Raw genomic sequence first — 21,321 nt, 5'->3', positions numbered from 1 at the left:
TTCGCGGTTCAGAACCCTCCGGCGCAGACGAGTGTCTGGCCGCTGACGTAGTCGGATTCGGGCTGGCACAACAGGTAGACCGCGCCGGCGGCCTCGGCGGGCGTGCCGGCGCGGCCGAGCGGGACGGACCGCTCCAGCTGCGCCAGCAGGTCCGGGTTCACGCCGACGCGGATCTCCCGGCCCTGCACATCGATCGTGCCGCCGGTGTCCGCGCTGGTTTCGGTGAGCCGCGTGCGGATCAGCCCGAACGCGACGGTGTTCACGGTGACGTTGTAGCGGCCCCACTCCTTGGCCAGCGTTTTCGTCAGCCCGGTGACGCCCGCCTTCGCGGCCGCGTAGTTCGCCTGGCCGGCGTTGCCGTCGAGCCCGGCGATCGAGGAGATGTTCACGACCTTGCGGCACGGCACGGGCTCGCCGGCGGCCTGCGCGCGCTTCACCGCCGCCGAGATCACCGGCTGGGCCGCGCGCAGGATGCGGAACGGCGCCTTGAGGTGCACGTCGAGGATCGCGTCCCACTGCTCGTCGGTCAGCTTCTGGATCACCGAATCCCAGGTGTAGCCGGCGTTGTTGACGATCACGTCGAGGCCGCCGAAGCCGTCCACGGCCGTTTGCACGAAGCGCTCGGCAAAGCCCGCCTCGGTGACGCTGCCGGTGCAGGTTATCGCGCGGCCGCCGGATTCCTCAATGGCGGCAACGGTTTCCTTCGCCGGGCCGTCGTCGAGGTCGTTGACCACCACGGCCGCGCCGTCGCCGGCCAGCTTGAGCGCGATCTCCCGGCCGATGCCGCGGCCCGAGCCGGAGACCAGCGCGACCTTCCCGTCCAGCTTGCCCATCAGAGTCCCTCCGTCGCGATCACTGCTTCGCCGGTCAACGTGGTGGTGCCGTCCGCGAGCCGGACGGTCAGCTCGACCGTGGCCTCGCCGTCTCGCACCGCGGTGACGACGCCGGTACAGGTGGGCTCGCCGTGCACCGGCGTGATCGCGGAGAACCGCACGGCGAACGACCGGATCCGCTCCTGCTGCACCCAGCCCGTGAGCAGCCGGCCGAGGTAGGCCATGGAGAGCATGCCGTGCGCGAAGACGTCTTCGAGGCCGGCCGAGCGCGCGACGTCGAGGTCGACGTGGATCGGGTTGTGGTCCCCGGAAGCGCCCGCGAACAGCGCGAGCGTGGTCCGGGAGATCGGCGGGACCTGCAACGGCGGGAGCTGCGTGCCGACGTTCACCGCGCCTCCCGCACCACGATCACGCTGGTCAGGTCCGCGACGGCGGCGCCGTCCGCCCGCGTCACGGCCGTCTCCTTGACGACGAACTGGAGGGCTTTTTTGGCGTAGACGTCGGTGATCCGCGGGCTCAGCACGAGTGTGTCCCCCGCGCGGGCCGGCGAGTGGTAAACGAACTTCTGCTCGCCGTGCAGCACGGTGCGCAGGTCGATACCGAGGTCGGCGAGCCAGCCGAACGGGTCGGGCCGGTCGAGTTCGAGGCCGAAGAGGAACGTCGGCGGCACGAGGTCGGTCGCCTCGCCGCCGGTCGCCTCGGCAAAAAACCGCAGCCGCCCGGCGTCGACTGTGACGGTGACCGGCGGCAGCTCGCGGCCCACGGCCGCGGCGTCGATCACCGGCCGGCCTTTTCGTAGAGCGTAACGACGGCCGCGCCGCCGAGGCCGATGTTGTGCTGCAGCGCGAGCTTCACCCCGGCCACCTGACGCGCGCCGGCCTGCCCGCGCAGCTGCCAGACCAGCTCGACGGCCTGCGCGAGGCCGGTTGCGCCGAGCGGGTGGCCCTTCGACAGCAGGCCGCCGGACGGGTTCGTCACCACGCGTCCGCCGTACGTGTTGTCGCCGTCGAGCACGAACTTCTCCGCCGTGCCTTCGGGAGTGAGGCCAAGCGCCTCGTACGACAGCAGTTCGTTGGCGGTGAAGCAGTCGTGCAGCTCCACCACGCGCAGGTCGCCCGGGTCGACGCCCGCGTCCTCGTACACCTGCGCCGCGGCCGCCTTCGTCATCTCGTAGCCGACGAGCGCGGCCATGCTCTCCGCCGCGTTCGTCGACGGCAGATCAGTGGCCATCGCCTGCGCGCGAATGGCGACCGACGCGTCGAGCCCGTTGCGGAGCGCGAAGTCCGCGCTGGTCAGGACCACGGCGGCGGCCCCGCAGGTCGGCGGGCAGCACTGGAGACGGGTCAGCGGCCCGGCGATGTGCGGCGACGCCAGCACTTCCTCGACGGTCAGCGGCTCGCGGAACACGGCGTACGGGTTCGCGGCGGCGTGCGCGCGGGACTTCACGGTGATCTTCGCGAACGTCTCCGGCTCGGTGCCGTACCGCTCGGCGTACTCCGCGCCCGCGGCGCCGAAGTACTGCGCGGCCTTCGGCGCGTCCGGCTCCAGCGGGCGGACGCGGGCGGCGAGCGCGTCGAAACGGTCGAAAAGCGTCGGGCGGTCGGTGTACTGGGCGGTGAGCGCGCCGCGCTGCATCTGCTCGAAACCCAGTGCCAGCACACAATCCGCGGCGCCGGACTCGATCGCCTGGCGCGCGAGCCACAGCGCGGTCGAGCCGGTGGAGCAGTTGTTGTTCACGTTCACCACGGGCAGCCCGGTCTGGCCGACGCGGTAGAGCGCGGCCTGCCCGGACGTCGAATCGCCGTAGACGTAACCGGCATAAGCCTGTTGCAGCTGCTCGTACTCCAGGCCGGCGTCTTCGAGGGCGGCGCGAACGGCCCGCTCGCCCAGGACGTCGTACGGCTCGGTGTGGCGCGGCGTGGTGAAGGGGACCATCCCGGCCCCGACGACGCGTGCCTGCTGGTTCACGGCGCCTCCCTAGCGTTGATTCACATAGGCTAGCGCCAATTCACTTAAGACGGCAAGGCCCCACGGCTCCCCGGTCTCGTCAGAGCCGGGGAAGCCGGAGTGGCCTCAGAGCCCGAAACGGGACCAGGCGGCCTTGGTGGTCACGGCGTCCAGCAGCGCGGACGCCGCCGCGGGCGCGCCGATGCCGAGCCGCGCGAGCAGCGGCTTTTTCGGCTCTGCCACGGAGATCTCGGCATCCGGGTACCGCTCGCCGATGATCTGGCGCAGTGAGCCGAGGCCGTCGATCAGGCCGAGGTCCAGCGCCCGCTGGCCGAGCCAGACGTCACCGGTGAACAGGTCCTCGGCGCTGTCCAGCCGATCGCCGCGGCGCTCGGTGACCCAGTCGACGAACAGCTCGTGGAGCTGGCCGTGCATCTTCTTCAGCCACTCGACGTCCTCAGGCTTCTCCGGGCTGAACGGGTCGAGCCGCGACTTGTTCGCGCCCGCCGTGTGCAGCCGCCGCTCGATGCCGAAGCGCTCGAGCAGCCCGGTGAAGCCGAACCCGCCGCTGATCACGCCGATGGAGCCGACCATCGACGTGCGGTGCGCGAAAATCTCGTCGGCCGCGCAGGCCAGCCAATAGCCGCCGGACGCCGCGACGTCCTCGGCGAAGGCCAGCACGGGCACGTTCTTCTCGTCCGCGAGCTGGCGGATCCGCTCCGCGACCAGCCCGGACTGCGTCGGCGCGCCGCCCGGCGAATTGATCAGCAGCGCCACGGCCTTCAGCCGGTCGTAGCCGAACGCCCTGGTCAGCGCCGTCTCGACGGTGGCGAGGTTGATCGAGCCCCGCGCCAGCGGCGAGGGCGAAGGCGTGATCACGCCGTGCAGCTTCACCACGGCGACGACGTCCTTGCGCTCACCCCGGTCACCGAGCACGGGCAGGCGGGAGGTCAGCTTGTCGGTAACGCTCATCCCACCAGGCTAGCCAGCCCGGACGGATTCGCGCCGCTCACGACCGGGGTCAGAGCGCGGGCAGCATGCCCGAGCGCGAGCCGTTCACGCCGTTGTGCTCGGCGGGGTCGTCCTCCTCGGGCCCGCCCTGCGACGGCACGTCGGCCGAGTAGTCCGGCATGTTCGGGCGGACGCCGAGCTTGAACTTGGGCACCCGCAGCGTCACCTTCATGCCCGCGCCGGGCGCGGTGTCGACGGTGAGCGCGTAGTCCTCGCCGAACACCTGGCGCATGCGCTGGTTGATGTTGCCGAGGCCGACGTGGGCGCCGGTGCGGTGCGCGTTCTTCAGGTCGGTGAGCTGGCGCGGGTCCATGCCGATGCCGTCGTCCTCGACGCTGATCAGCGCCTCCATGCCGTAGTCCTGCGCGATCACGGTGACGCAGCCGCCGCTCGGCTTGCTCGCCAGGCCGTGCTTCACGGCGTTCTCCACCAGCGGCTGGATGATCAGGAACGGCACGACCACGCTCAGCACCTCGGGCGCGATCTTCATCCGGACCTCGAGCCGGCCGCCGAAGCGGGCGTTCTCGATGGTCAGGTAGCGGTCGATGTTGCGCAGCTCCTCGGCCAGCGTGGTGTACATGCCGGAGGTGCGGAACGAGTAGCGGGTGAAGTCCGCGAAGTCCTGCAGCAGCTCCCGCGCCTCTTCGGGGTCGGTGCGGATCAGCGCGGAAATCGTGTTCAGCGCGTTGTAGACGAAGTGCGGCGAGATCTGCGCGCGCAGGGCCTTGATCTCGGCCTGCTGCAGCTGGTTCCGGGACTCCTCCAGCCGCGCCAGCTCGAACTGCGTGCAGACGAACTGGCCGACGGCCTCGGCCATCTGCACCAGCTTGCCCCGCGTGCGCCCGACCACGATCAGCGTCGCCTCGGCCTCGCCCTCGACCAGTATCGGCACGATCGCGGCGGTTTTCATCTTGCAGGTGCCGCGGTGGTTGCACGGCATCTTGTTGTGGTCGGCGACGGCGCGGCGGTGCTTGCGCAGCGCGGTGCCGATGTCCTCGACCAGGTCGAAGTAGTGCTCGGTGGCCTCGCCCGCCCAGGAGAGCAGCGTGCCCTCGCTGTCGGTGATGCCCACGGCGAGGCAGTCGAGCACCTCGAGCAGCTCGGCGGTCATCCGGTTCGCGGCCTCTTCGTCGAGCCCGGCGCGCAGGTTCGGCGTCGCCTTCGACATGCGGTGCACGGCCTGCAGCACGGCGTCCTGGATCTCGCCCTTGGGCCGGCGCACGCGGAACAGCAGCACCAGGGCCACGACCGCCAGCACGCCGACGAGGACCCACGGGACAACCTGCTCGTACGGGAAGGCGGACACGACGTCCATGCTCTGCGCTCGACCGACCGGGTGCAAGGCCTGCTCCCCACTTTCTGTCCGGATCTGACGACCGAGGGTGGGCAAATCGTACCGATCCCCGACCGGGTGACGCGGGCTCAGCCCGAGCGGTGGGCCCGTTTCCATCACGGCGGCTTCGGCTTCGGCGTCGAGTCGTGGATGCGTTCACGCAGGAACGGGTCCACCGGCTGCGGCTCGGTGAGCAGGCGCTGCACGACCGGGCTGGTGCTCTCGGTGACGCGCGGAACGCCCCAGTCCTCGAACGCGACGACGGTCAGCTCCGCGAAGTAGGTGTCCCACGGGCGCACCTCGTTCAGCAGGTAGCCGCCGAAGGTGAAGCCGACCCAGGCGTCGCCGCCGGCGCGCGCGGCGTCGTTCACGCGCTGGCCGTCCTCCGGCGCGAGGCCGAGCCAGACCCCAAGGGTCGACGTGCGGCCGTTCTCCAGCTCTATCGGCAGGATCACGCGGATGGCCGCGCCGTGGTTCCGGCTGAACAGGAACGAGTCGGAGCTGAACTTCAGCGTGCGCTTGCGCCCGAGCGCCGACAGCGCCGCGATCTCGTCGGGCCAGACGAAGTTCCAGACCAGGTTGTCGGCGGGCAGCGTCTTGCCGCAGCAGTAACAGGTGATCGTTTCGGGCATGACGGGTTCCTCGCGGCCGGTGCTCTCGTGCGGCATTTCGGCGGCGGGCGGCCCGGCGTTACTTGAGCAGCCGCGACATCCGGCGGTCCGCGAGCGGCTTCCCGCCGGTCTGGCAGGTCGGGCAGTACTGGAAGGACTTGTCCGCGAAGGAGATCTCGCGGATGGTGTCGCCGCAGACCGGGCACGGCAGGCCCGTGCGGGCGTGCACCCGCAGGCCCGAGCGCTTCTCCCCCTTGAGCCGGGCCGCTTTCTGGCCCACCGAGCGTTCGACGGCGTCGCTCTCGATGTCGTGGATGGCGGCGGCCAGCGTCTCCAGCGCGCCCTCGTCGAGCTTGCCGACCGTGGCGTACGGCGAAAGCTTGGCCTTGTGCATGATCTCGTCGGAGTAGGCGTTGCCGATGCCCGCGATGAGCGACTGGTCGGTGAGCGCCCACTTCAGCCGCGTGCCCTTGCCCGCGAACAGCTCGCGCAGCTGGGACGCGTCGAGCGCCAGCGCGTCCGGGCCGAGCCGCGCGACGCTCGCCACCTCGGCCGGGTCCTTGACCACCCACACCGCGAGGCCCTTTTTCGTGCCGGCCTCGGTGAGGTCGAACCCCGGGCCGGTCGCGGACTCCAGGTGCACGCGCAGCGAGATCGGCCCCTTGCCCGGCTTCAGCGGCGCCGGCGCCAGCTGGTCCGACCAGCGCAGCCAGCCCGCGCGCGCCAGGTGGACGATCAGGTGCAGGTCGCCGGCGACCACGTCGAGGTGCTTGCCGTGCCGCGTCGCGCCGGTGATCTCCCGGCCGTGCAGGTCGGTGTACGGCGGTGTCGCCGTCTTCAGCACGCTGAGCGAGGCGACGTCGAGCCGGAACACCGTGGCGCCCACGGCGTTCTCGCGCAGGTGGTGAGCCAGGGCTTCGACCTCGGGCAACTCGGGCATGGCACCAGTCTCTCCCGCGGCGGCCGTTCGAGCCAGGCGCTATTCGACGGTGCTATTCAACCGGGTGCAGCGGCCCTTCGAAGTCCGGCAGCGAGTGCTTCTGGATCGTCTTCGAGATCCGCTTGACCTCGCCGGTCACCGTGAACATGCCCCGGATCGTGCCGACCCAGCGCTCCGAGGGCCGGTCACCGGTCATGTCGCCCTCGGTCTCGGCGACCACCGTCCACGGCCGGCGCAGGATCCAGCGCAGCGGGAAGAACAGCAGGATCAGCACCAGGGCCAGGAACACCCAGGCCGGGACCCGGACCTGTTCGGGCGTCCACACCACCAGCACCACGGCGAGGAACGCGGTCACCACGATCATCGCGATCCCCGGGCCGTAGGTGCCCGCGACGTCGTGTTCGAAATCGTCCGCCGTGACCGGCGCACGCCATTCCATCTGGGCACGGACCACCCAGTCGCGACCGTCCTCGCCGCGCACCAGCCGGTTCATCCTGTTGCCTCCCGGGCGACGCTCGAACTCAGGCAACGCTACCGTGACGAGGCCTTGCGGCGCGAGGTGGTCACGTAGCGTGGCGAGAGGTTTGCCCGGTTTTCGCTGCTCAGGGAGTTGCGGACGAATCGGAATCGGCCGAATCGGTGACATCGTCCGAGGTACTGCTTCCCGAGGTCTGAGAACTCGCGACCCGCTCCGAGCGCCAGGACGACGTCTTCGCGGTGCCCGAGGAGTCCGACGTCGTGTCAGTCCCCGAAGTCCCTGAAGTCCCCGAAGAACCTGAAGTCCCCGAGGAGTCCGAAGATCCCGAAGACTGCGCGGACTTCGCCGGCGTCGAGTCCTCCGTCGAAGAAGTCGACGTGCCGGTGGGCGTCGGCGTGGTCGTCACCGATGGCGGCTCGTAGGTCGGCGGCAGGTAGTCCGACGGCGGCGGCGCGTACGTGCTGTCCAGCGTCGGGTTGCAGCCCGAATCGGTCGAGGTGGAGGACATCCCCGGCTGGGTGTCCACCCGCGGGTCGGTTGAGCTCTCGGTGCTCAGCGTCGAGTTGACGGTCGAGTTCGAGTTGCCGGGCAGGTCGTCCCGAGGCGAGCCGTTGGACGACTGGCCGGCCGCTGACGAAGACCCGATCGCGCCGGGAATGGCCGGCACGGCGTTGGCGCCCAGCTCGGCCCCGGTCGCGCCGTGATAGCCGGCCGAGTGCTGGCGCTGCGGCCGGGCCGCGCCCTGCAGCTCACCGGTGACGATCCGCGGACCCTGCTGTACCTGCGGCGGCGGCTGGACGCGCGACGCGGGCGGCTGCAGCGCCAACTCCGGCGCACCCCCGCCCAGCCCGACGTTCTGCATCGGGTGCGTGCCGAAGACCACCGGGCCGGCGGTCACCCCGACCACCCCGGCGGCGGCCGCCGAGACCAGCGCGAGGCCGACCTTCACCTTGGAACCGAACAACACGCTCTTCACGGTCGCGGCCAGCCCGGCCGTGCCGCCGGCCCCGCCGGCCAGCGCGGGCAGCGCCAGGACCAGAACCCCGGCGTGCGCACGGAGCGAGGAGCAGACGTCACGCAACTCGTCCTGCGTCGCGCGGCAGGACGGGCAACCCAGCAGGTGGGCCTTGATCCGCTCGGCCTCGGCACCGGTGACGCTGCCGGCGGTGAACCCGCCCAGCTTCTCCACCACGGCGCGGCACGAGTCCGGCCCCTGGTTCACCGAGAGGTGCGCCTGCAAGTACGCCGCGCGCAGCCCTTGCCGGGCGCGGCGGGCCAGCGCCGCCGTCGCGTTCGCGCTCAGCCCGAAGTGCGGGGCGACCATGGCGGGCTGCTCGCCCTCGACCTCGGTCTGCCACAGCACCGTCCGCCAGCGCTCGGGCAGGCTGGTGAACGCCGTGGTGATCAGGCTGTGCTCCGCGGTGCGCGCGTGCGTATCGGCACCGGCGCCGGCGCGGAACGTCAGCTCGTCGTCAGTGACCGGGACGTCGCGGCGCGCGCCGTGCCACTCCCACGACACCCGCCGGGCGACGGTCAACAGGTACGCCCGCACGTAGTCGCGCGGGCCCGCGCCGCGGCGCAACGCCTGCAGCACGCGGAAGAAGGTCTCGGCCGTGATGTCTTCGGCCTCGGAGCGGTCCGCCGCGAGGCTCTGCGCGAGTCTGCGCACCGCGGCCGCGTGAAGCTCGAACAGCTCTCCGAACGCGGCGTCCTCGCCGCTGCGGAGCCGCTGCAACAGTGCCTGTTCGTCGGATTCCGAGGCCGCTGGTGGCGGCGCCGTGCCCAGCTCGGTCATCCGGCAAGGCACCTCCTCCCCCGAAGGATTCACCGTTCGGTCGAATGGGGACACCATACGGAGGGAAAAGCCCGTCGTCACCCCTTGTACGCCCGATGTGACACCGAAGCACCGGGTCGAGTCATGCCGATCCGCAGGCCGGGCCCCCCGAAAGTGGCAGCAGACCGGCCGTATAGAGTGTTCCCAACACCAAGGAAGCTTGGTGCACGCGGATGTAGCGCAGCTGGTAGCGCATCACCTTGCCAAGGTGAGGGTCGCGGGTTCGAATCCCGTCATCCGCTCGCGGTCAGGGGTCCGTGTTCGCAGAAAGCGCGAACACGGACCCCTCGCCATATCTCCCGGGGGCCGAGCCCCCGGACCCCCACGGTGCGGACGGTGCTGAACCAGCACGGGTGGGTGTCGCAGCCGCCAGGCGGCCCAACTTGCTGCGCCGAGCGCTGATGGCCGAGTTGCGGCGTTTAGTGGTCTGAACCATTGACTGATTGGTTCACACTCTGTGACACACTCTGTGAGAGGAGTCACATGCGCACGAAGAAGGTTTTGGTGGCTTTGGCCGGAGCGCTCGCGCTTCCGCTGGTGTGGACCGGCGTCGCATGGGGGCACGGGTACACGACGGCGCCGCCGAGCCGGGCGTACAACTGCTCGATCGGGGCCGTCAGCGATTGCGGCGACATCCAGTACGAGCCACAGAGCACAGAGGGGCCCAAAGGGTTTCCCGGGGCCGGGCCCGCGGACGGCCAGATCTGCTCGGCCGGCATCAGCAGATTCGCGCAGCTCGACGACATGCGCGGCGGGACCTGGCCGACCGTCCAGCTGACCAGCGGCGGGACCTACACCTTCAAGTGGACGCTGACCGCGGCCCATGCCACGACGTCGTTCCGCTACTTCGTCACCAAGGACGGCTGGGACCCGACCGCGCCGCTCACCCGGGCGCAGCTCGACCTCACGCCGTTCCTCACCGTGCCCTACAACGGGCAGCAGCCGCCGACCAGCGTGTCGCACACCGGCACGCTGCCGTCCGGCAAGTCGGGACGGCACATGATCGTCGGCGTCTGGGACATCGCGGACACCGGCAACGCCTTCTACCAATGCGCGGACGTCACGTTCTGACCGCGCGCGGACCGGCCGGTTCCTCCGGGATCGGCCGGTTCGGCGGATGTTTTCACCCGGTGTTCCCTGTTCGTTCTTCGCGGACCCTTTTCCCGTGACCGCAGCGCAACGAGGGTGACTGCCATGACCGAACTGACTCGCCGTCGTCTCCTCGGCTCTGCCGCCGGGGCCGCCGCCACCGCCGCCGCGGCCACCCTCCTCCCGCCCAGCGTCCAGAAGGCGCTGGCCCAGGGCGCGCCCCAGCACGGATCGCTCAAGGACATCGAGCACGTCGTGCTGCTGATGCAGGAGAACCGGTCGTTCGACCACTACTTCGGGACGCTGTCCGGCGTCCGCGGCTTCAACGACCCCAACGCCGCCAAGCTGCCGAACGGCAAGCCGGTCTTCTACCAGCCGGACAGCCAGAACCCGGCCGGCTACGCGCTGCCGTTCCACCTCGACACGCACGCCACCAACGCGCAGAAGATCCCGTCCACCTCCCACGCCTGGCAGGTGCAGCACGACGCGCTCAACGGCGGCAAGATGGACAGCTGGCTGCCCGCGCACCGCAAGGCCGACGGCAAGAACGGCCCGTACGTGATGGGCTACCACACCCGCGCCGACCTGCCGTTCCAGTTCGCGCTGGCCGAGGCGTTCACGATCTGCGACGCCTACCACTGCTCGGTGCTCGGCCCGACCTGGCCGAACCGGATGATGTGGATGACCGGCACGGTCGACCCGGACGGCGAGCACGGCGGCCCGATCCTGGACAACAACGCCCCGGCCGGCGGCTACACCTGGACCACCTACGCGGAGCGGCTGCAGGCGGCCGGCGTGAGCTGGAAGGTGTACGAGCAGAGCGACACCTACGGCTGCAACATGCTGGAGAACTTCGCGAACTTCAAGAACGCGCCGGCCGGTTCGCCGCTCGCGGTGAACGGGCTGACCCACCGTCCCGAGGGCCAGTTCGAGTACGACGCGCGCAACGACAAGCTGCCGACGGTCTCGTGGATCATCTGCACCTCGACCGCCTCGGAGCACCCGGACTACACGCCCGCCGAGGGCGCGGCGTTCGTGGCGTCGAAGATCGACGCGATCGCGTCCAACCCGGACGTGTGGGCGAAGACCGTGTTCATTCTCAACTACGACGAGAACGACGGCCTGTTCGACCACGTCATCCCGCCGGTGCCGGCGCCGGGCACGCCGCACGAGTTCGTCACCAAGACCTCGCCGGGCGGCACGAAGGGCAACGGCCTTTCGGTCGGCGGCGGCTACCGCGTGCCGGCGATCGTGATCTCGCCGTGGACCGCGGGCGGCTGGGTGTGCAGCGAAACCTTCGACCACACCTCGACCCTGCAGTTCCTGGAGAAGGTGACCGGTGTGGCCGAGCCCAACATCTCGGACTGGCGCCGCCAGACCTTCGGCGACCTCACCTCGGCCTTCCGCTTCGACGACCACAAGGCCCAGCCGCCGACCCTGCCGGACACGAGCGGCCCGCTCACACTTTCCCGCTACGAGGCGGCGAACCTGCCGGCCCCGACCTTCCCCGGCACGAACCAGCAGCCGCCGCACCAGGAGCCCGGCCACCGGCCGCAGACGCCGAAGCACCATTAGGCGGAAGTACTTGTCCGCACCTCGGCGCGGACCGTGAAAGCGAACGGTCCCCTCGCGTTTCGTCGCGAGGGGACCGTTCGTGCGTTCGCGGGGTTCAGAGTTCGTAGACGTCCAGGACCGTCGGCGCGACCGGGGTGAGGTGGGTGTCGGGGTGCTCGGTGACCTGGCCGCGGGCCATGCGGAAAACGCGGAACTCGTTGTCGTGCTCGGGATCCTGGTCGTCCCAGACGTGCAGGAGGCCGTACGAGCCGGGCGCGAGTTCGCCCACGCGGGAGAAGGTCTTCAGCAGTTCGGGGGCGATCCCGCCGCCGTGTTTGTCGAAGCCGCCGAGGTGGAGCATCGGCAGGCCGGCGCTCCAGCGCAGGTCGACCAGGTCGAGCGCGTCGCTGTCGCGGATGGCGCGGTGGACCCGCTCGATGAGGCGCTCGAGCAGCGCCGCGTCGTCGTCGCCGCTCGTGGTGGCGGCGATGGTCACCCAGCCGTGGTATTCGAACACCCGCAGAAGGTAGCAGCGCCGCTAGCTGCGCCAATGCTCCGGTGCGCCGGGGTCCGGCCGCGCCGGCGCACTTGATCTTCGAGCCGGCGCGGGTGCTCAGCGCGCCAGTGCGCTGGGCGAGCCGTCGCGGCGCAGGACTTTGGTCAGCACGCCCTCGCCATGCCGCTCCACGGCGGGGAGGAGCTTTTCGCCGAACGCGCAGAGCGTGCGCTCCCACGGGTGGCCGAGCGTGCCGTAACTGAAGTCCTCGGCGAGGAAGAGGTGGTAGTCGCCGCGCGGGAAGACCGGGACCGGCCAGGCGGCGCCCTCGGCCATGCGGTGCGGCCAGAACTTGAACGACTGGTGCTGCCAGTGCAGGACCCACAGCCAGTCGTCCGGGCCGACGGAGTCCTTCAGCGCCGCCAGCACGATCCTGGCGATCTCCGGCTCGTCGACCGTGTACGGGCCGAGCCGGAACTCGGCCGACCCGCGGTCGTAGTCACCCGCAGAAAGGTCCCAGGTCCGCGACGGCGCGGGCTCGCGGAAGCCGGGCCAGTCGTGCGCGAAGGTGCTCGGCCAGAAGCCGAGCTTGTTGTAGACCCAGTACCAGGCGGGCTCGTCGGCCACTCGCGAGAGCGGCTCCCAGGCTGCTGCGTTCACTTATTCGACCTCGGGGTTATCGGCCGGGATGAAGACTGCGGGAAAGCTTCGTGTCCGACGCCCCGAATGTCCAGTCCAGCCAGGCCTACCGCGAATCCGTCACCCGACCGGGTGCGTTCTTTCGCAGTGGCCGTGTGCAGCCGATCTTCGCCACGGCGCGTTCGAACAGTGACGGTACGTGGTGGCTCTCCGTGAGCGACCCGGCGGGCGCCCAGAGCGTACGGGTGAACGGCCCCGCACGCCCCGGGCGGAGCTCAGCTCACGCGGCCTCCCACAACGTCATGAACGCCGACGCCTCACTGCGCGCCCACGGCCGCAGCCGCTCGCGATCGCGCGCGGTGAGCGTGAACTCCTTGGCCCGGCGGACATCCACGACCAGCGGCTCCCCGCCCGGCAGCAGGTCCGGCATGCCCTGGTCAAGCAGCCACAGCGCGAGCTGCGCGGCGTCACGGCTCAGCGGCTCCTCCTTGAAGTAGAGCCAGGTGGCGTACCGGCGGCCGTTGCTCTTGCGCAGGCCGAGCTGCGGGCTGACGCCCACCTCCAGCTCGCCGAGCGGGATCCGCGCCCGCCCGACCTCGACCAGCCTCGGGTCGCGGCGGCCGAGGTAGCGCAGCCAGCCCTCGGCGATGGCGGAGTAGTGCGGGCGCGTGCGGTCGTCGGCGTTGTGGACCAGGGAGCGCATCGCCACCTCGTCCTGTCTCGCGGCGCGGCCGGCGCGGACCGCGTTGGCCGCCCGGCGGTAGTAGTTGAACGCGGCCCGCGCCGGGTCCTCGTACAACTTCCGCTGGCGGCGCACGAACGACGAGCGCGAGGGCCCCGAACTCGCGCTGTACCCGACGAACGTGGGCAGCGTGATGTAGGCCGATCCTGCAACGGGCATGGCAGCCGCCTTCCGAACTCCTGGACGCCGCCCGTGGCTCGGACGGCATCTCCCCTGGACACTGCCCATTTTAGAACATATGTACGACAGTTTTTGCGTCTCAACGGGTGACGGGCGGCCACGGTCCGGCCAGCACGAGCCGGGCCTGTTCGAGGATCTGCTGCTCACAGAAGCTGACCGGCGTGAGGTCGGTGGGGATCCAGGAGTCGAGCATCGCGAACCAGCGGACGAGCTCGCGAAGTACACCCGGACGGCCCAGCAGGCGGTCGAACTCCGAGAAGGGCCGGCTGGTCTTCGCCGGCGTCGCCTCGCCGCGCACCATCGCGCCGAGGCTTTCGCCGAGCAGCTGCCAACGCGCGGCGGTGGCGTCGGCCGGCAACTCGATGCCCAGCTCGTGGACGACCCGGGCGAACACATCCGGCGCATCGGCGTCGTCCCGGCCGAGCCCGGCCAGCTCCGGCAGCGAAGGCGAGTCCACTCCCTCGACCAGCGCGCGGTGCCCGGCGTCGACCAGGTCACCGGAGTACACGGCCCGGCCGGCGAGCCGGTCAACGGCCAGGGCGGCGAGCTCGCCGCGAGCGGACGACATACACCGATCCTACGGAGCGGACCCCACCCTGGACTTGGCGCGATTCGCGCGCCATGATCTCGCCCGAGAAGTCGATCAAACCGGAACCTCCGCAGGCCCGGGGGCATGGAACACTATCGCCCGAACCGGTGGCAGGGGGTTGCTTGATGAGCTGGCAGGAAGAGCTCCGCCGACTGGACGCCGATCTGTCGGCCGGCCGGATCGGCCACGCCGAGCACCGGCGCAAGCGGGAAGAGCTGCTGGCGGAGGCCTCCGGCGGCGGCGCGGCCTCCCCGGTCGCCTCCCCGCTGCGGCCCGCGGGCTCCGCCAACGCCGGCGTCTGGCCCGTCGCCGAACCGGCCGCGGGCCGGTGGAAAGGCGAGCCGCCCGTGCGGTGGGCCAGTGGGCCGAGCAGTTCCGGTGGGCAAGGCGGTTCCGGTGGGCAGAGTGGGCAGGGCGGCTTCGGCGAGCAAAGCGGCCTCGGTGGGCAGGGTGGCCCGAGCAGTTTCGGCGAGCAAAGTGGCCTCGGTGACCCGAGCAGTTCCGGTAGGCAGAGTGGCCCGAGCAATCCCGGTGGCCAGGGCGATTCGGCCGAGCCGGGCCAGTGGGCCAACGGCTCCGACACCACCGACTCGATGCCATCACCGGGCCGAAACGAGGCCAACCAGATGACCGGACCGGAAAGCACCACAGGCGCGAACAACGGCTCCACCACCGCAAGCGCGAACGGCACCGCCAGCGCAGCAACCGCGGCGGGTGCGGCGAATGTGGCAGGTGCAGCGGACACGGCAGCAGGTGGGTCGGGCACCGCCGACTCGGCAGGCACGGCGGGCGCGGCAGGTGGAACGGGTGCGGCAGTTGCAGCGGGCACGGCGGCAGGTGCGTCGGGCACCGCCGACACGGCTGGCACGGCGGGCGCATCGGCAGATGCGGCGGGTGCACCAGCAGGCGCGACCAGCCACGGAACCTGGTCCAGCGCCAACCCCGCCACCCAACCGGCCGCCCAGCAGCAAACCGTGCAGCAGCTGACTTTCCAGCAGTCGACCGTGCAGCTGCCGACCGCCGAACAGCAGCAAACTGTGCCGCAGCCGACCTGGCATCCCGTGCAGCCGGGCGTCGGGGAGCAGCCGGCGGAGGACGCGAAGCCGGGAAAACCGGCGAAGGCACCGAAGCAGCCGAAGGCGCCCAAGCCGGCCAAGGGGTTCCGGGCGTCGAAAGGGTCGATCGCCCAGACGCCGAGCTGGGAGCCCAAGGCGGTGGGCGACTTCCACACCAACCGGCGGACCACGGCGCCCAGCCCGGCCGACCTGAATCCCACCGACCTGTTCGACGTCTCCGGCGCGAACTTCGACCAGCAGGACAAGCCGCCGACGCCCGAACTCCGGCAGCTGTGGGAAGAAGGGCCGCCGCGGCGGAAGCGGCCGACGTGGCTGTTCCTCTCGCTCGGGGTGCTGCTCGCGCTGGCGCTGATCGTCGGCCTCACCTGGTACATCGGCAGCAAGCCGGACCAGCAGGGCACCGCGGACTCCGTCTCGGCGCCGCCCGTGCCCTCGCCTTCGGGCTCGGCCAACCCGTCGGCCACGCTGGAGGACAAGCTGCCGGCGCTGGCCGGGAAGCCGAGCCAGGACAACTCCACGATGTCGCTGGACAAGGCCGTCGAGCTGAAGGCGATCTCGCAGGCCGACGCCGACCTGATGAAAACCGCGGGCGCCGACGAACTCGTCTACCGGTCGTACGCCGACGCCGATCAGGCCGACAACGGAACGGTGCTGCTCGCCGTTCCCACGGGGTCTTCGGCGCAGGCCGAAGTACTGGTGAAGAGCCTGCAGGGAAACCTGGTCGGCGGCGGTTTCGAGAGTGCCGCGCTCGGGCCCGCGCCCACCGACCTCCTCTACTCCGGCAGCAGCCCGGCCGGACGGGTGCTGGCGTTCTGGTACACCTCCGGTCCGGTCGCGATCGGCATCGGCGCGTCCCAGCCGCTGGCCGGTGACGCGGCGGCCCTGCGGTCACGGATCGAGCAGATCCGCGCCAAGGTGGCCGCGGCCCTGCCCGCCGGCTGACGAACCGCAGCTCCGGCGGGGCGCGGAAGGCGACCCGCGGGGTCGCACGAGGCCACTGCCGTGCACAATGTCCACGTCGTCACACACATCGGGTCGCGGTGACGCACTGACGTCGCCTTGCCGACAGATAAGGGGGGCCCTGGTGTCCTGGCAGGAGGAGCTGCGCCGGCTGGACGAGGAGCTCGCGTCAGGGCGGCTGTCCGCGGACGATTACCGCATCCGGCGTGATCAGGTACTGTCCTCGGCCGTCGGCCAGCAGGACCCACCGGCGCCGCAGCAGGCGAACACGAGCGCGGACTCGACGCAGGTGATCGCGCCGGTCAGCCCGCCGCACGGGGTTCCGCAGCCGCCCGCCCAGCAGCCCCCGCAGCCGCCGGCCGACCAAGGCGCGGAGCGGACGCAGGCCGTCTCGTGGCAACAGCAGCAGCAACAGACGCCGCACGCCGACGTCAACCGCACCGAGTACGTGCAGCCCCAGCAGCAGCCGCCCCAGCCGCAGTACTCGCCGGCCGGCGGCTTCCCGCAGGCCACGCCGCAGTCGCCGCCCGCCGGGTTCCCGCAGGCGCAGCAGGCGCCGTGGAACGCGCCCGAGGGCGACCAGAGCCCGCCGTGGGGTGGCGGCAACGACCTGGGCCACAACGTCAGCGAGTCCAACTGGGGCACCAGCCAGGGCCCGGAGTTCTTCAGCGAGAAGCCCAAGTCGGGCAACGGCAAGAAGATCGGCGCGATCGTCGGCGCCGTGGTGGTGCTGGCCGCGATCGCGTTCGGCGCCTACTGGCTCTGGGGCCGTGGCCCCAGCAGCAGCGGCAACGGGCAGCAGACCGCCGCCCCGACGCAGCAGGCGTCCTCCAGCGCGCCGAAGCCGCCGGACCCGATGGCGCTCGGCGCCATGCCCGGCAAGGCCGAAACGCACGACGACATCACGTCGTTCGGCCAGGTCGACGGCCTGAAGTACCTGAACCCGCAGGAGCTGGCGGCCTACCAGTCGGCGGGCGCGACCAAGGTCAAGTTCGTCGTCTACCACCTGGACAACGGCGACCGCATCACACTGTTCCTGGCCCAGGCCAGCAGCGCGAACGCGGCGAAGACCGCGGCCGAGAAGCTGGAGCAGATCCAGGTGACCAACGGCGCGAAGCGCGACTCCACCGCGCCGGACGGCGTGTACGCCACCACGATCGACCAGAAGGACGGCCAGTCGGCCCAGGCCCGTGGGCACTACGCGCACGGCAAGGTGATCGTCCGCGTCGAGGCGTCCGGTCCCGGCAGCCTGAGCCAGACCGAGACGGACTTCACCTCGGCACTGAACGCGCAGCTCACCGCCCTGCCCGCCAATGGCTGAGCCGGGTACCACCGCCTGCACGATCGTCGCGCGGAACTACCTTCCCGCGGCGCGCGTGCTGGCCAAGTCCTACCTGCGCCAGCACCCGGACGGCCGGTTCGTGATCGCGGTGATCGACGCGCCGCGCGACGAGGTCACCGTGCTCGACGACGGCACGCGGGTGGTCGGGCCGGCCGCGTTCGGCATCGACGAGGCCGACTACCTGCGCATGGCCACGGCCTACTCGGTCACCGAGCTGGCCACCTCGGTCAAGCCGTACCTGCTGCGCGAGCTGCTCACGCAGACCGAGGTCGCGATCTACCTCGACCCGGACATCGAGCTGTTCGCGCCGATCACCGAGGTCTCGGAGCTGGCGCTGGCGCACGACATCGTGCTGGCGCCGCACTTCCTGAACCCGTTGCCGCAGGACGGGCTGGAGCCCGACGACGCGGTGATCATGGGCACCGGCATCTTCAACCTCGGCTTCCTCGGGGTGGGCCCGGGCGCCGGGCCGTTCCTGGACTTCTGGGCCGGCCGGCTGCGCCACGACGCGATCGTGGCGCCCGAGCTGCAGCTGTTCACCGACCAGCGCTGGGTGGACCAGGTGCCGGCGCTGTTCCGCAACCACGTGCTCACCGACCCGGGTTACGACGTCGCCTACTGGAACCTGCACGAGCGCCCGATCGCCCGCGAGGCCGACGGCACGCTCACCGCGGGCGGGGCGAAGCTGCGCTTCTTCCACTTCAGCGGTTACCGGCCGGAGAAGCCGTGGCTGCTCAGCTTCCACTGCGCGCGCAAGCCGCGAGTGATGCTCTCGCACAACGCCGACCTTCGCGCTGTCTGCGACTCGTACGGCGCGAAGCTGCGCGAAGCGGGCTACGCCGAGTCTCTGGACTCGATTCCCTATGGCTTCAAGAACTTCCGCGACGGCACCGAGGTGCCGAAGCTCGCCCGCCGCGTGTTCCGCGAGGGCTGGATCAAGGCCGAACGCAAGGACAAGCCGGTCCCGCCGCACGCGTACGGCGAAGACGGCGGCCTGGCCCTGCGCGAGTGGCTGGCCACGCCCGACGACCAGGCGCAGGCCGCCGCGGGGCTGAACCGGCTGACGCACGCGATCTGGGCGTCGCGGATCGACCTGCAGATGGCGTTCCCGCACCCGTACGGCGCCGACGCGGAGAACTTCCGCTTCTGGTGCGCGGGCTCCGGCGTCAAGGAGGCCGGGCTGCCCGTGTGGGCGCTGCCCGGCGAGCGCGCGGCCACCCGCCCGCCGTCCGACGAGTTCGGGGTGAACCTGCTCGGCTACCTGACCGCGGAGCTGGGCCTCGGCGAGATGGGCCGGATCGTGCTCGAGGCGATCGAGGACGGCGGCGTGCCGGTGGCATCGGTGCTCGAGGAGAAGGCGGTGTCGAACCGCACCGGGATCGAGCGGCCCGCGACCGTCGGCGACCCGCGGTTCCCGCTCAGCATCCTGGCCGTGAACGCCGACCAGACCCGCGTGATCCTGACCAACCACCCCGAGGTCGGCGCCGGGCGCTACCGGATCGGGCTGTGGGCCTGGGAGCTCGAGGACTTCCCGCAGTGGCAGCACGAGGCGTTCGGCATGCTCGACGAGGTCTGGACGGTCAGCGACTTCTGCCGCCGCGCCATCGCCGAGCACTCGCCGATCCCGGTGAAGACCATCCCGGTGCCGGTGCGCGATCCGGGCGAGCCATCGCCGCCCGCGCGGGAGCAGGGCGAGCCGGTGCGGTTCCTGTTCGCGTTCGACTTCAACAGCGTCGCGGAGCGCAAGAACCCTTGGGGCGCAGTCGAAGCGTTCCAACGCGCGTTCCCCGGCCGCGACGACGTGCGGCTGACGGTCAAGGCGATCAACGCGAAGATGCACCCGCAGGCCGCCGAGCGGCTGCGCGCCGCGGTGGTGGGCGACGACCGGGTGGAGCTGATCGAGACCTACCTGACCGTGGCCGAGCTGCACGACCTCTACGAGCGCGGCACCTGTTACGTGTCCCTGCACCGCAGCGAGGGCTTCGGCCTGACCGTCGCCGAGGCGATGGCCCGCGCGATGCCGGTGATCTCCACGGACTACTCGAGCACCCGCGAGTTCCTCGACGCCACCACGGGCTGGCCCGTGCCGTACCGGCTGGTGCCGGTGGGCAAGGGCAACTACCCGTACCACGAAACCGCGATGTGGGCCGAGCCCGACCTCGACGCGGCCGCCGCCGCGATGCGCGAGGTCGCGGACAACCCGGCCGAGGCCACGAAGCGCGGCAAGCAGGCGCGCGAGTACATCCTGCGCGAGCGCTCGATGGCGACCGCCGCCGAGTGGATGCGGGCCGAGCTGGAGAACGCGCACCGCGTGTGGCAGGCGGGCAAGCACGCCGGCCAGCCCGCGCCGCCGCACCCGATCACCCCGCTGCACGAGGCCGCGCAGGCCCTGCACTGGCGGCCCGAGGCGGCCGCGCCGTCGCGACTGCCGCTGGCCCCCGCGCTGCGCAAGGCCGTGCTGCGCGCGATCGACCACTACGACGTGCACCAGCGCAAGGTGATGGGCGCGCTGCTGGCCGGCGTCGAGGCGAGCAACCGGCAGCTGCTGGAACGGATCGAGGCGCTGGAAGGCGGCCTCGCCGATTCCCGCCGCACGGCCGACGCCTCGCGCGGCGCGGGCGAAAAGCTCGGCGAGCGGTTCGAGGCCTTGCACGACACCGTCGAAGACCTGAGCCGCCGCAGCCCCGAAATCAACCTGGCGCTGCGCAATCTCGAAGCCGACGTGGTGAAGCTTTCCGAGGGCTACGGCGGTTTCGGCGACGACCTCGAGGCGACCACGGCGTCGGTGCACCAGATGTTCAGCTCGCGCGACGAGCGCCTGGACGCCGACGAGAAGGCCATCCAGCGGGTGACCCTCGACGTCGGCGCGATGCGTGACGCCGCCCGGCTCGCGCACGCCCCGGTGCCGCGCGGCGCCGACGTGGTCCCGTGCGACGTCGGCGCGCTGCTCATGCCGGTCGACGAGGTCATGCTGCCGTGGATCGTCTTCCACCGGTCCTGGGAGGACAGCGAGGCGCAGCTGATGGCGTCGCTGGCCTCGGGCGCGTTCCTGGACGTCGGCGCGCACGTCGGCTACCACACGCTGCGCCTGCTGCGTGCCACGCCGGAGCTGACCAGGGTGGTCGCCGTCGAGGCGGACCCGGTGAACGCCGAGTACCTGCGCCGCAACGTCGCCGTCAACCTGCCGAGCAGAGCGGCCAAGCTGGTCACCGTCGTCGAGTCGGCGGCCTGGGACACGCCGGGCACGGTGCACCTGACGCAGGCGACCGCCGGCAACAGCGGCGACAACCGGGTCAGCGCGGACGGCCCCGGCATCGCGGTCCCGGCCGTGCGGCTGGACTCGCTGCCCGAGGTGACGGCCCAGCGGATCGGCCTGGTCAAGGTCGACCTGCAGGGCCGCGACCACCGGGCGCTGGCCGGCCTGGACTCGGTGCTGCGCCGCGACCGCCCGCACGTGGTGTGCGAGTTCGACCCGTCGGCCATCACCGAGCTCGGCGACGACCCGATGGCCGTGCTGGCCGGTTACCGCAAGCTGGGCTACACGCCGAAGATCGTCGGCGACAACGGCGTTTCCGGCGAAGGACTGTCCGATGTGGACCTGATCGCGGCGGCCCGGGCGGACGAGAAGGCCTTTGCCACGCTGTGGCTCTCGCCGGAGGCCTGAGCC

The 21,321-nt window shown here is 71.1% G+C and carries 19 protein-coding genes and 1 tRNA gene; 6 read left to right on the top strand and 14 right to left on the bottom strand.

Features of this window, described 5'->3' with window-relative positions; all coding sequences use genetic code 11:
• Positions 1-8: 8 nt before the first annotated feature.
• The 10 genes from OG371_RS16135 to OG371_RS16090 all read right to left on the bottom strand — a co-directional run bounded on the left by OG371_RS16135 (position 9) and on the right by OG371_RS16090 (position 8,948).
• Positions 9-833: an SDR family NAD(P)-dependent oxidoreductase gene (locus OG371_RS16135; RefSeq protein WP_329070036.1), complete on the bottom strand. Its 825-nt coding sequence runs from the start codon at positions 831-833 to the stop codon at positions 9-11.
• Positions 833-1,222 carry a MaoC/PaaZ C-terminal domain-containing protein gene (locus OG371_RS16130; RefSeq protein WP_329070034.1) on the bottom strand — a complete coding sequence of 130 codons (390 nt, stop codon included), beginning with the start codon at positions 1,220-1,222 and terminating at the stop codon, positions 833-835. The genes OG371_RS16135 and OG371_RS16130 overlap by 1 nt, the downstream gene beginning before the upstream one ends.
• Positions 1,219-1,614, bottom strand: coding sequence for an FAS1-like dehydratase domain-containing protein (locus OG371_RS16125; protein WP_329070032.1), 396 nt, complete (start codon positions 1,612-1,614; stop codon positions 1,219-1,221). The genes OG371_RS16130 and OG371_RS16125 overlap by 4 nt, the downstream gene beginning before the upstream one ends.
• Positions 1,611-2,801: a lipid-transfer protein gene (locus OG371_RS16120; protein WP_329070030.1), complete on the bottom strand. Its 1,191-nt coding sequence runs from the start codon at positions 2,799-2,801 to the stop codon at positions 1,611-1,613. The genes OG371_RS16125 and OG371_RS16120 overlap by 4 nt, the downstream gene beginning before the upstream one ends.
• A gap of 105 nt (positions 2,802-2,906) precedes the next feature.
• On the bottom strand, positions 2,907-3,752 hold the full coding sequence (locus OG371_RS16115; protein WP_329070028.1) for a S49 family peptidase: 846 nt from the start codon (positions 3,750-3,752) through the stop codon (positions 2,907-2,909).
• Between the two features lie 49 nt (positions 3,753-3,801).
• Positions 3,802-5,106, bottom strand: coding sequence for a sensor histidine kinase (locus tag OG371_RS16110; protein WP_329070026.1), 1,305 nt, complete (start codon positions 5,104-5,106; stop codon positions 3,802-3,804).
• A gap of 134 nt (positions 5,107-5,240) precedes the next feature.
• Positions 5,241-5,756 carry a hypothetical protein gene (locus OG371_RS16105; protein ID WP_329070024.1) on the bottom strand — a complete coding sequence of 172 codons (516 nt, stop codon included), beginning with the start codon at positions 5,754-5,756 and terminating at the stop codon, positions 5,241-5,243.
• Positions 5,757-5,814: 58 nt separating this feature from the next.
• Positions 5,815-6,675 carry an Fpg/Nei family DNA glycosylase gene (locus OG371_RS16100; protein ID WP_329070022.1) on the bottom strand — a complete coding sequence of 287 codons (861 nt, stop codon included), beginning with the start codon at positions 6,673-6,675 and terminating at the stop codon, positions 5,815-5,817.
• Positions 6,676-6,727: 52 nt separating this feature from the next.
• On the bottom strand, positions 6,728-7,168 hold the full coding sequence (locus OG371_RS16095) for a DUF983 domain-containing protein (protein ID WP_329070020.1): 441 nt from the start codon (positions 7,166-7,168) through the stop codon (positions 6,728-6,730).
• Positions 7,169-7,277: 109 nt separating this feature from the next.
• Complete coding sequence (locus tag OG371_RS16090) at positions 7,278-8,948, bottom strand: sigma-70 family RNA polymerase sigma factor (RefSeq protein ID WP_329070018.1); 1,671 nt, start codon at positions 8,946-8,948, stop codon at positions 7,278-7,280.
• Positions 8,949-9,156: 208 nt separating this feature from the next.
• Here OG371_RS16090 and OG371_RS16085 point away from each other — a divergent pair.
• From OG371_RS16085 to OG371_RS16075, 3 genes are all read left to right on the top strand, one after another.
• Positions 9,157-9,229: transfer RNA gene (locus tag OG371_RS16085), tRNA-Gly, on the top strand.
• 241 nt (positions 9,230-9,470) lie between these two features.
• Positions 9,471-10,058, top strand: coding sequence for a lytic polysaccharide monooxygenase auxiliary activity family 9 protein (locus tag OG371_RS16080; RefSeq protein ID WP_329070016.1), 588 nt, complete (start codon positions 9,471-9,473; stop codon positions 10,056-10,058).
• Positions 10,059-10,181: 123 nt separating this feature from the next.
• The gene (locus tag OG371_RS16075) at positions 10,182-11,651 is read left to right on the top strand and encodes a phosphocholine-specific phospholipase C (RefSeq protein ID WP_329070014.1); all 1,470 of its coding nucleotides are present in this window, start codon (positions 10,182-10,184) and stop codon (positions 11,649-11,651) included.
• 94 nt (positions 11,652-11,745) lie between these two features.
• Here OG371_RS16075 and OG371_RS16070 read toward each other — a convergent pair whose 3' ends face one another.
• From OG371_RS16070 to OG371_RS16055, 4 genes are all read right to left on the bottom strand, one after another.
• Complete coding sequence (locus OG371_RS16070; protein ID WP_329070012.1) at positions 11,746-12,147, bottom strand: immunity 7 family protein; 402 nt, start codon at positions 12,145-12,147, stop codon at positions 11,746-11,748.
• A 96-nt stretch (positions 12,148-12,243) separates the two neighbouring features.
• Positions 12,244-12,786 carry a DUF2716 domain-containing protein gene (locus OG371_RS16065; RefSeq protein WP_329070010.1) on the bottom strand — a complete coding sequence of 181 codons (543 nt, stop codon included), beginning with the start codon at positions 12,784-12,786 and terminating at the stop codon, positions 12,244-12,246.
• A gap of 259 nt (positions 12,787-13,045) precedes the next feature.
• Positions 13,046-13,666 carry a hypothetical protein gene (locus OG371_RS16060; RefSeq protein ID WP_329070008.1) on the bottom strand — a complete coding sequence of 207 codons (621 nt, stop codon included), beginning with the start codon at positions 13,664-13,666 and terminating at the stop codon, positions 13,046-13,048.
• A gap of 100 nt (positions 13,667-13,766) precedes the next feature.
• On the bottom strand, positions 13,767-14,255 hold the full coding sequence (locus tag OG371_RS16055) for a hypothetical protein (protein WP_329070006.1): 489 nt from the start codon (positions 14,253-14,255) through the stop codon (positions 13,767-13,769).
• 146 nt (positions 14,256-14,401) lie between these two features.
• Between OG371_RS16055 and OG371_RS16050 the strand changes: the two genes are divergently transcribed.
• The 3 genes from OG371_RS16050 (at position 14,402) to OG371_RS16040 (ending at position 21,318) form a co-directional block, all read left to right on the top strand.
• Positions 14,402-16,294 (top strand): hypothetical protein, encoded by a 1,893-nt coding sequence (locus OG371_RS16050; protein WP_329070004.1) that lies wholly within the window; start codon positions 14,402-14,404, stop codon positions 16,292-16,294.
• 142 nt (positions 16,295-16,436) lie between these two features.
• Positions 16,437-17,633: a hypothetical protein gene (locus OG371_RS16045; protein ID WP_329070002.1), complete on the top strand. Its 1,197-nt coding sequence runs from the start codon at positions 16,437-16,439 to the stop codon at positions 17,631-17,633.
• Positions 17,626-21,318, top strand: a complete 3,693-nt coding sequence (locus tag OG371_RS16040) for an FkbM family methyltransferase (RefSeq protein ID WP_329070000.1) — start codon at positions 17,626-17,628, stop codon at positions 21,316-21,318. Before OG371_RS16045 ends, OG371_RS16040 begins: the two co-directional genes overlap by 8 nt.
• The last annotated feature ends 3 nt before the right edge of the window (positions 21,319-21,321 follow it).

The sequence above is a fragment of the Amycolatopsis sp. NBC_01480 genome (genome assembly GCF_036227205.1).
Lineage (GTDB): Bacteria > Actinomycetota > Actinomycetes > Mycobacteriales > Pseudonocardiaceae > Amycolatopsis.
This window is presented reverse-complemented; position numbering and strand designations above follow the sequence as displayed.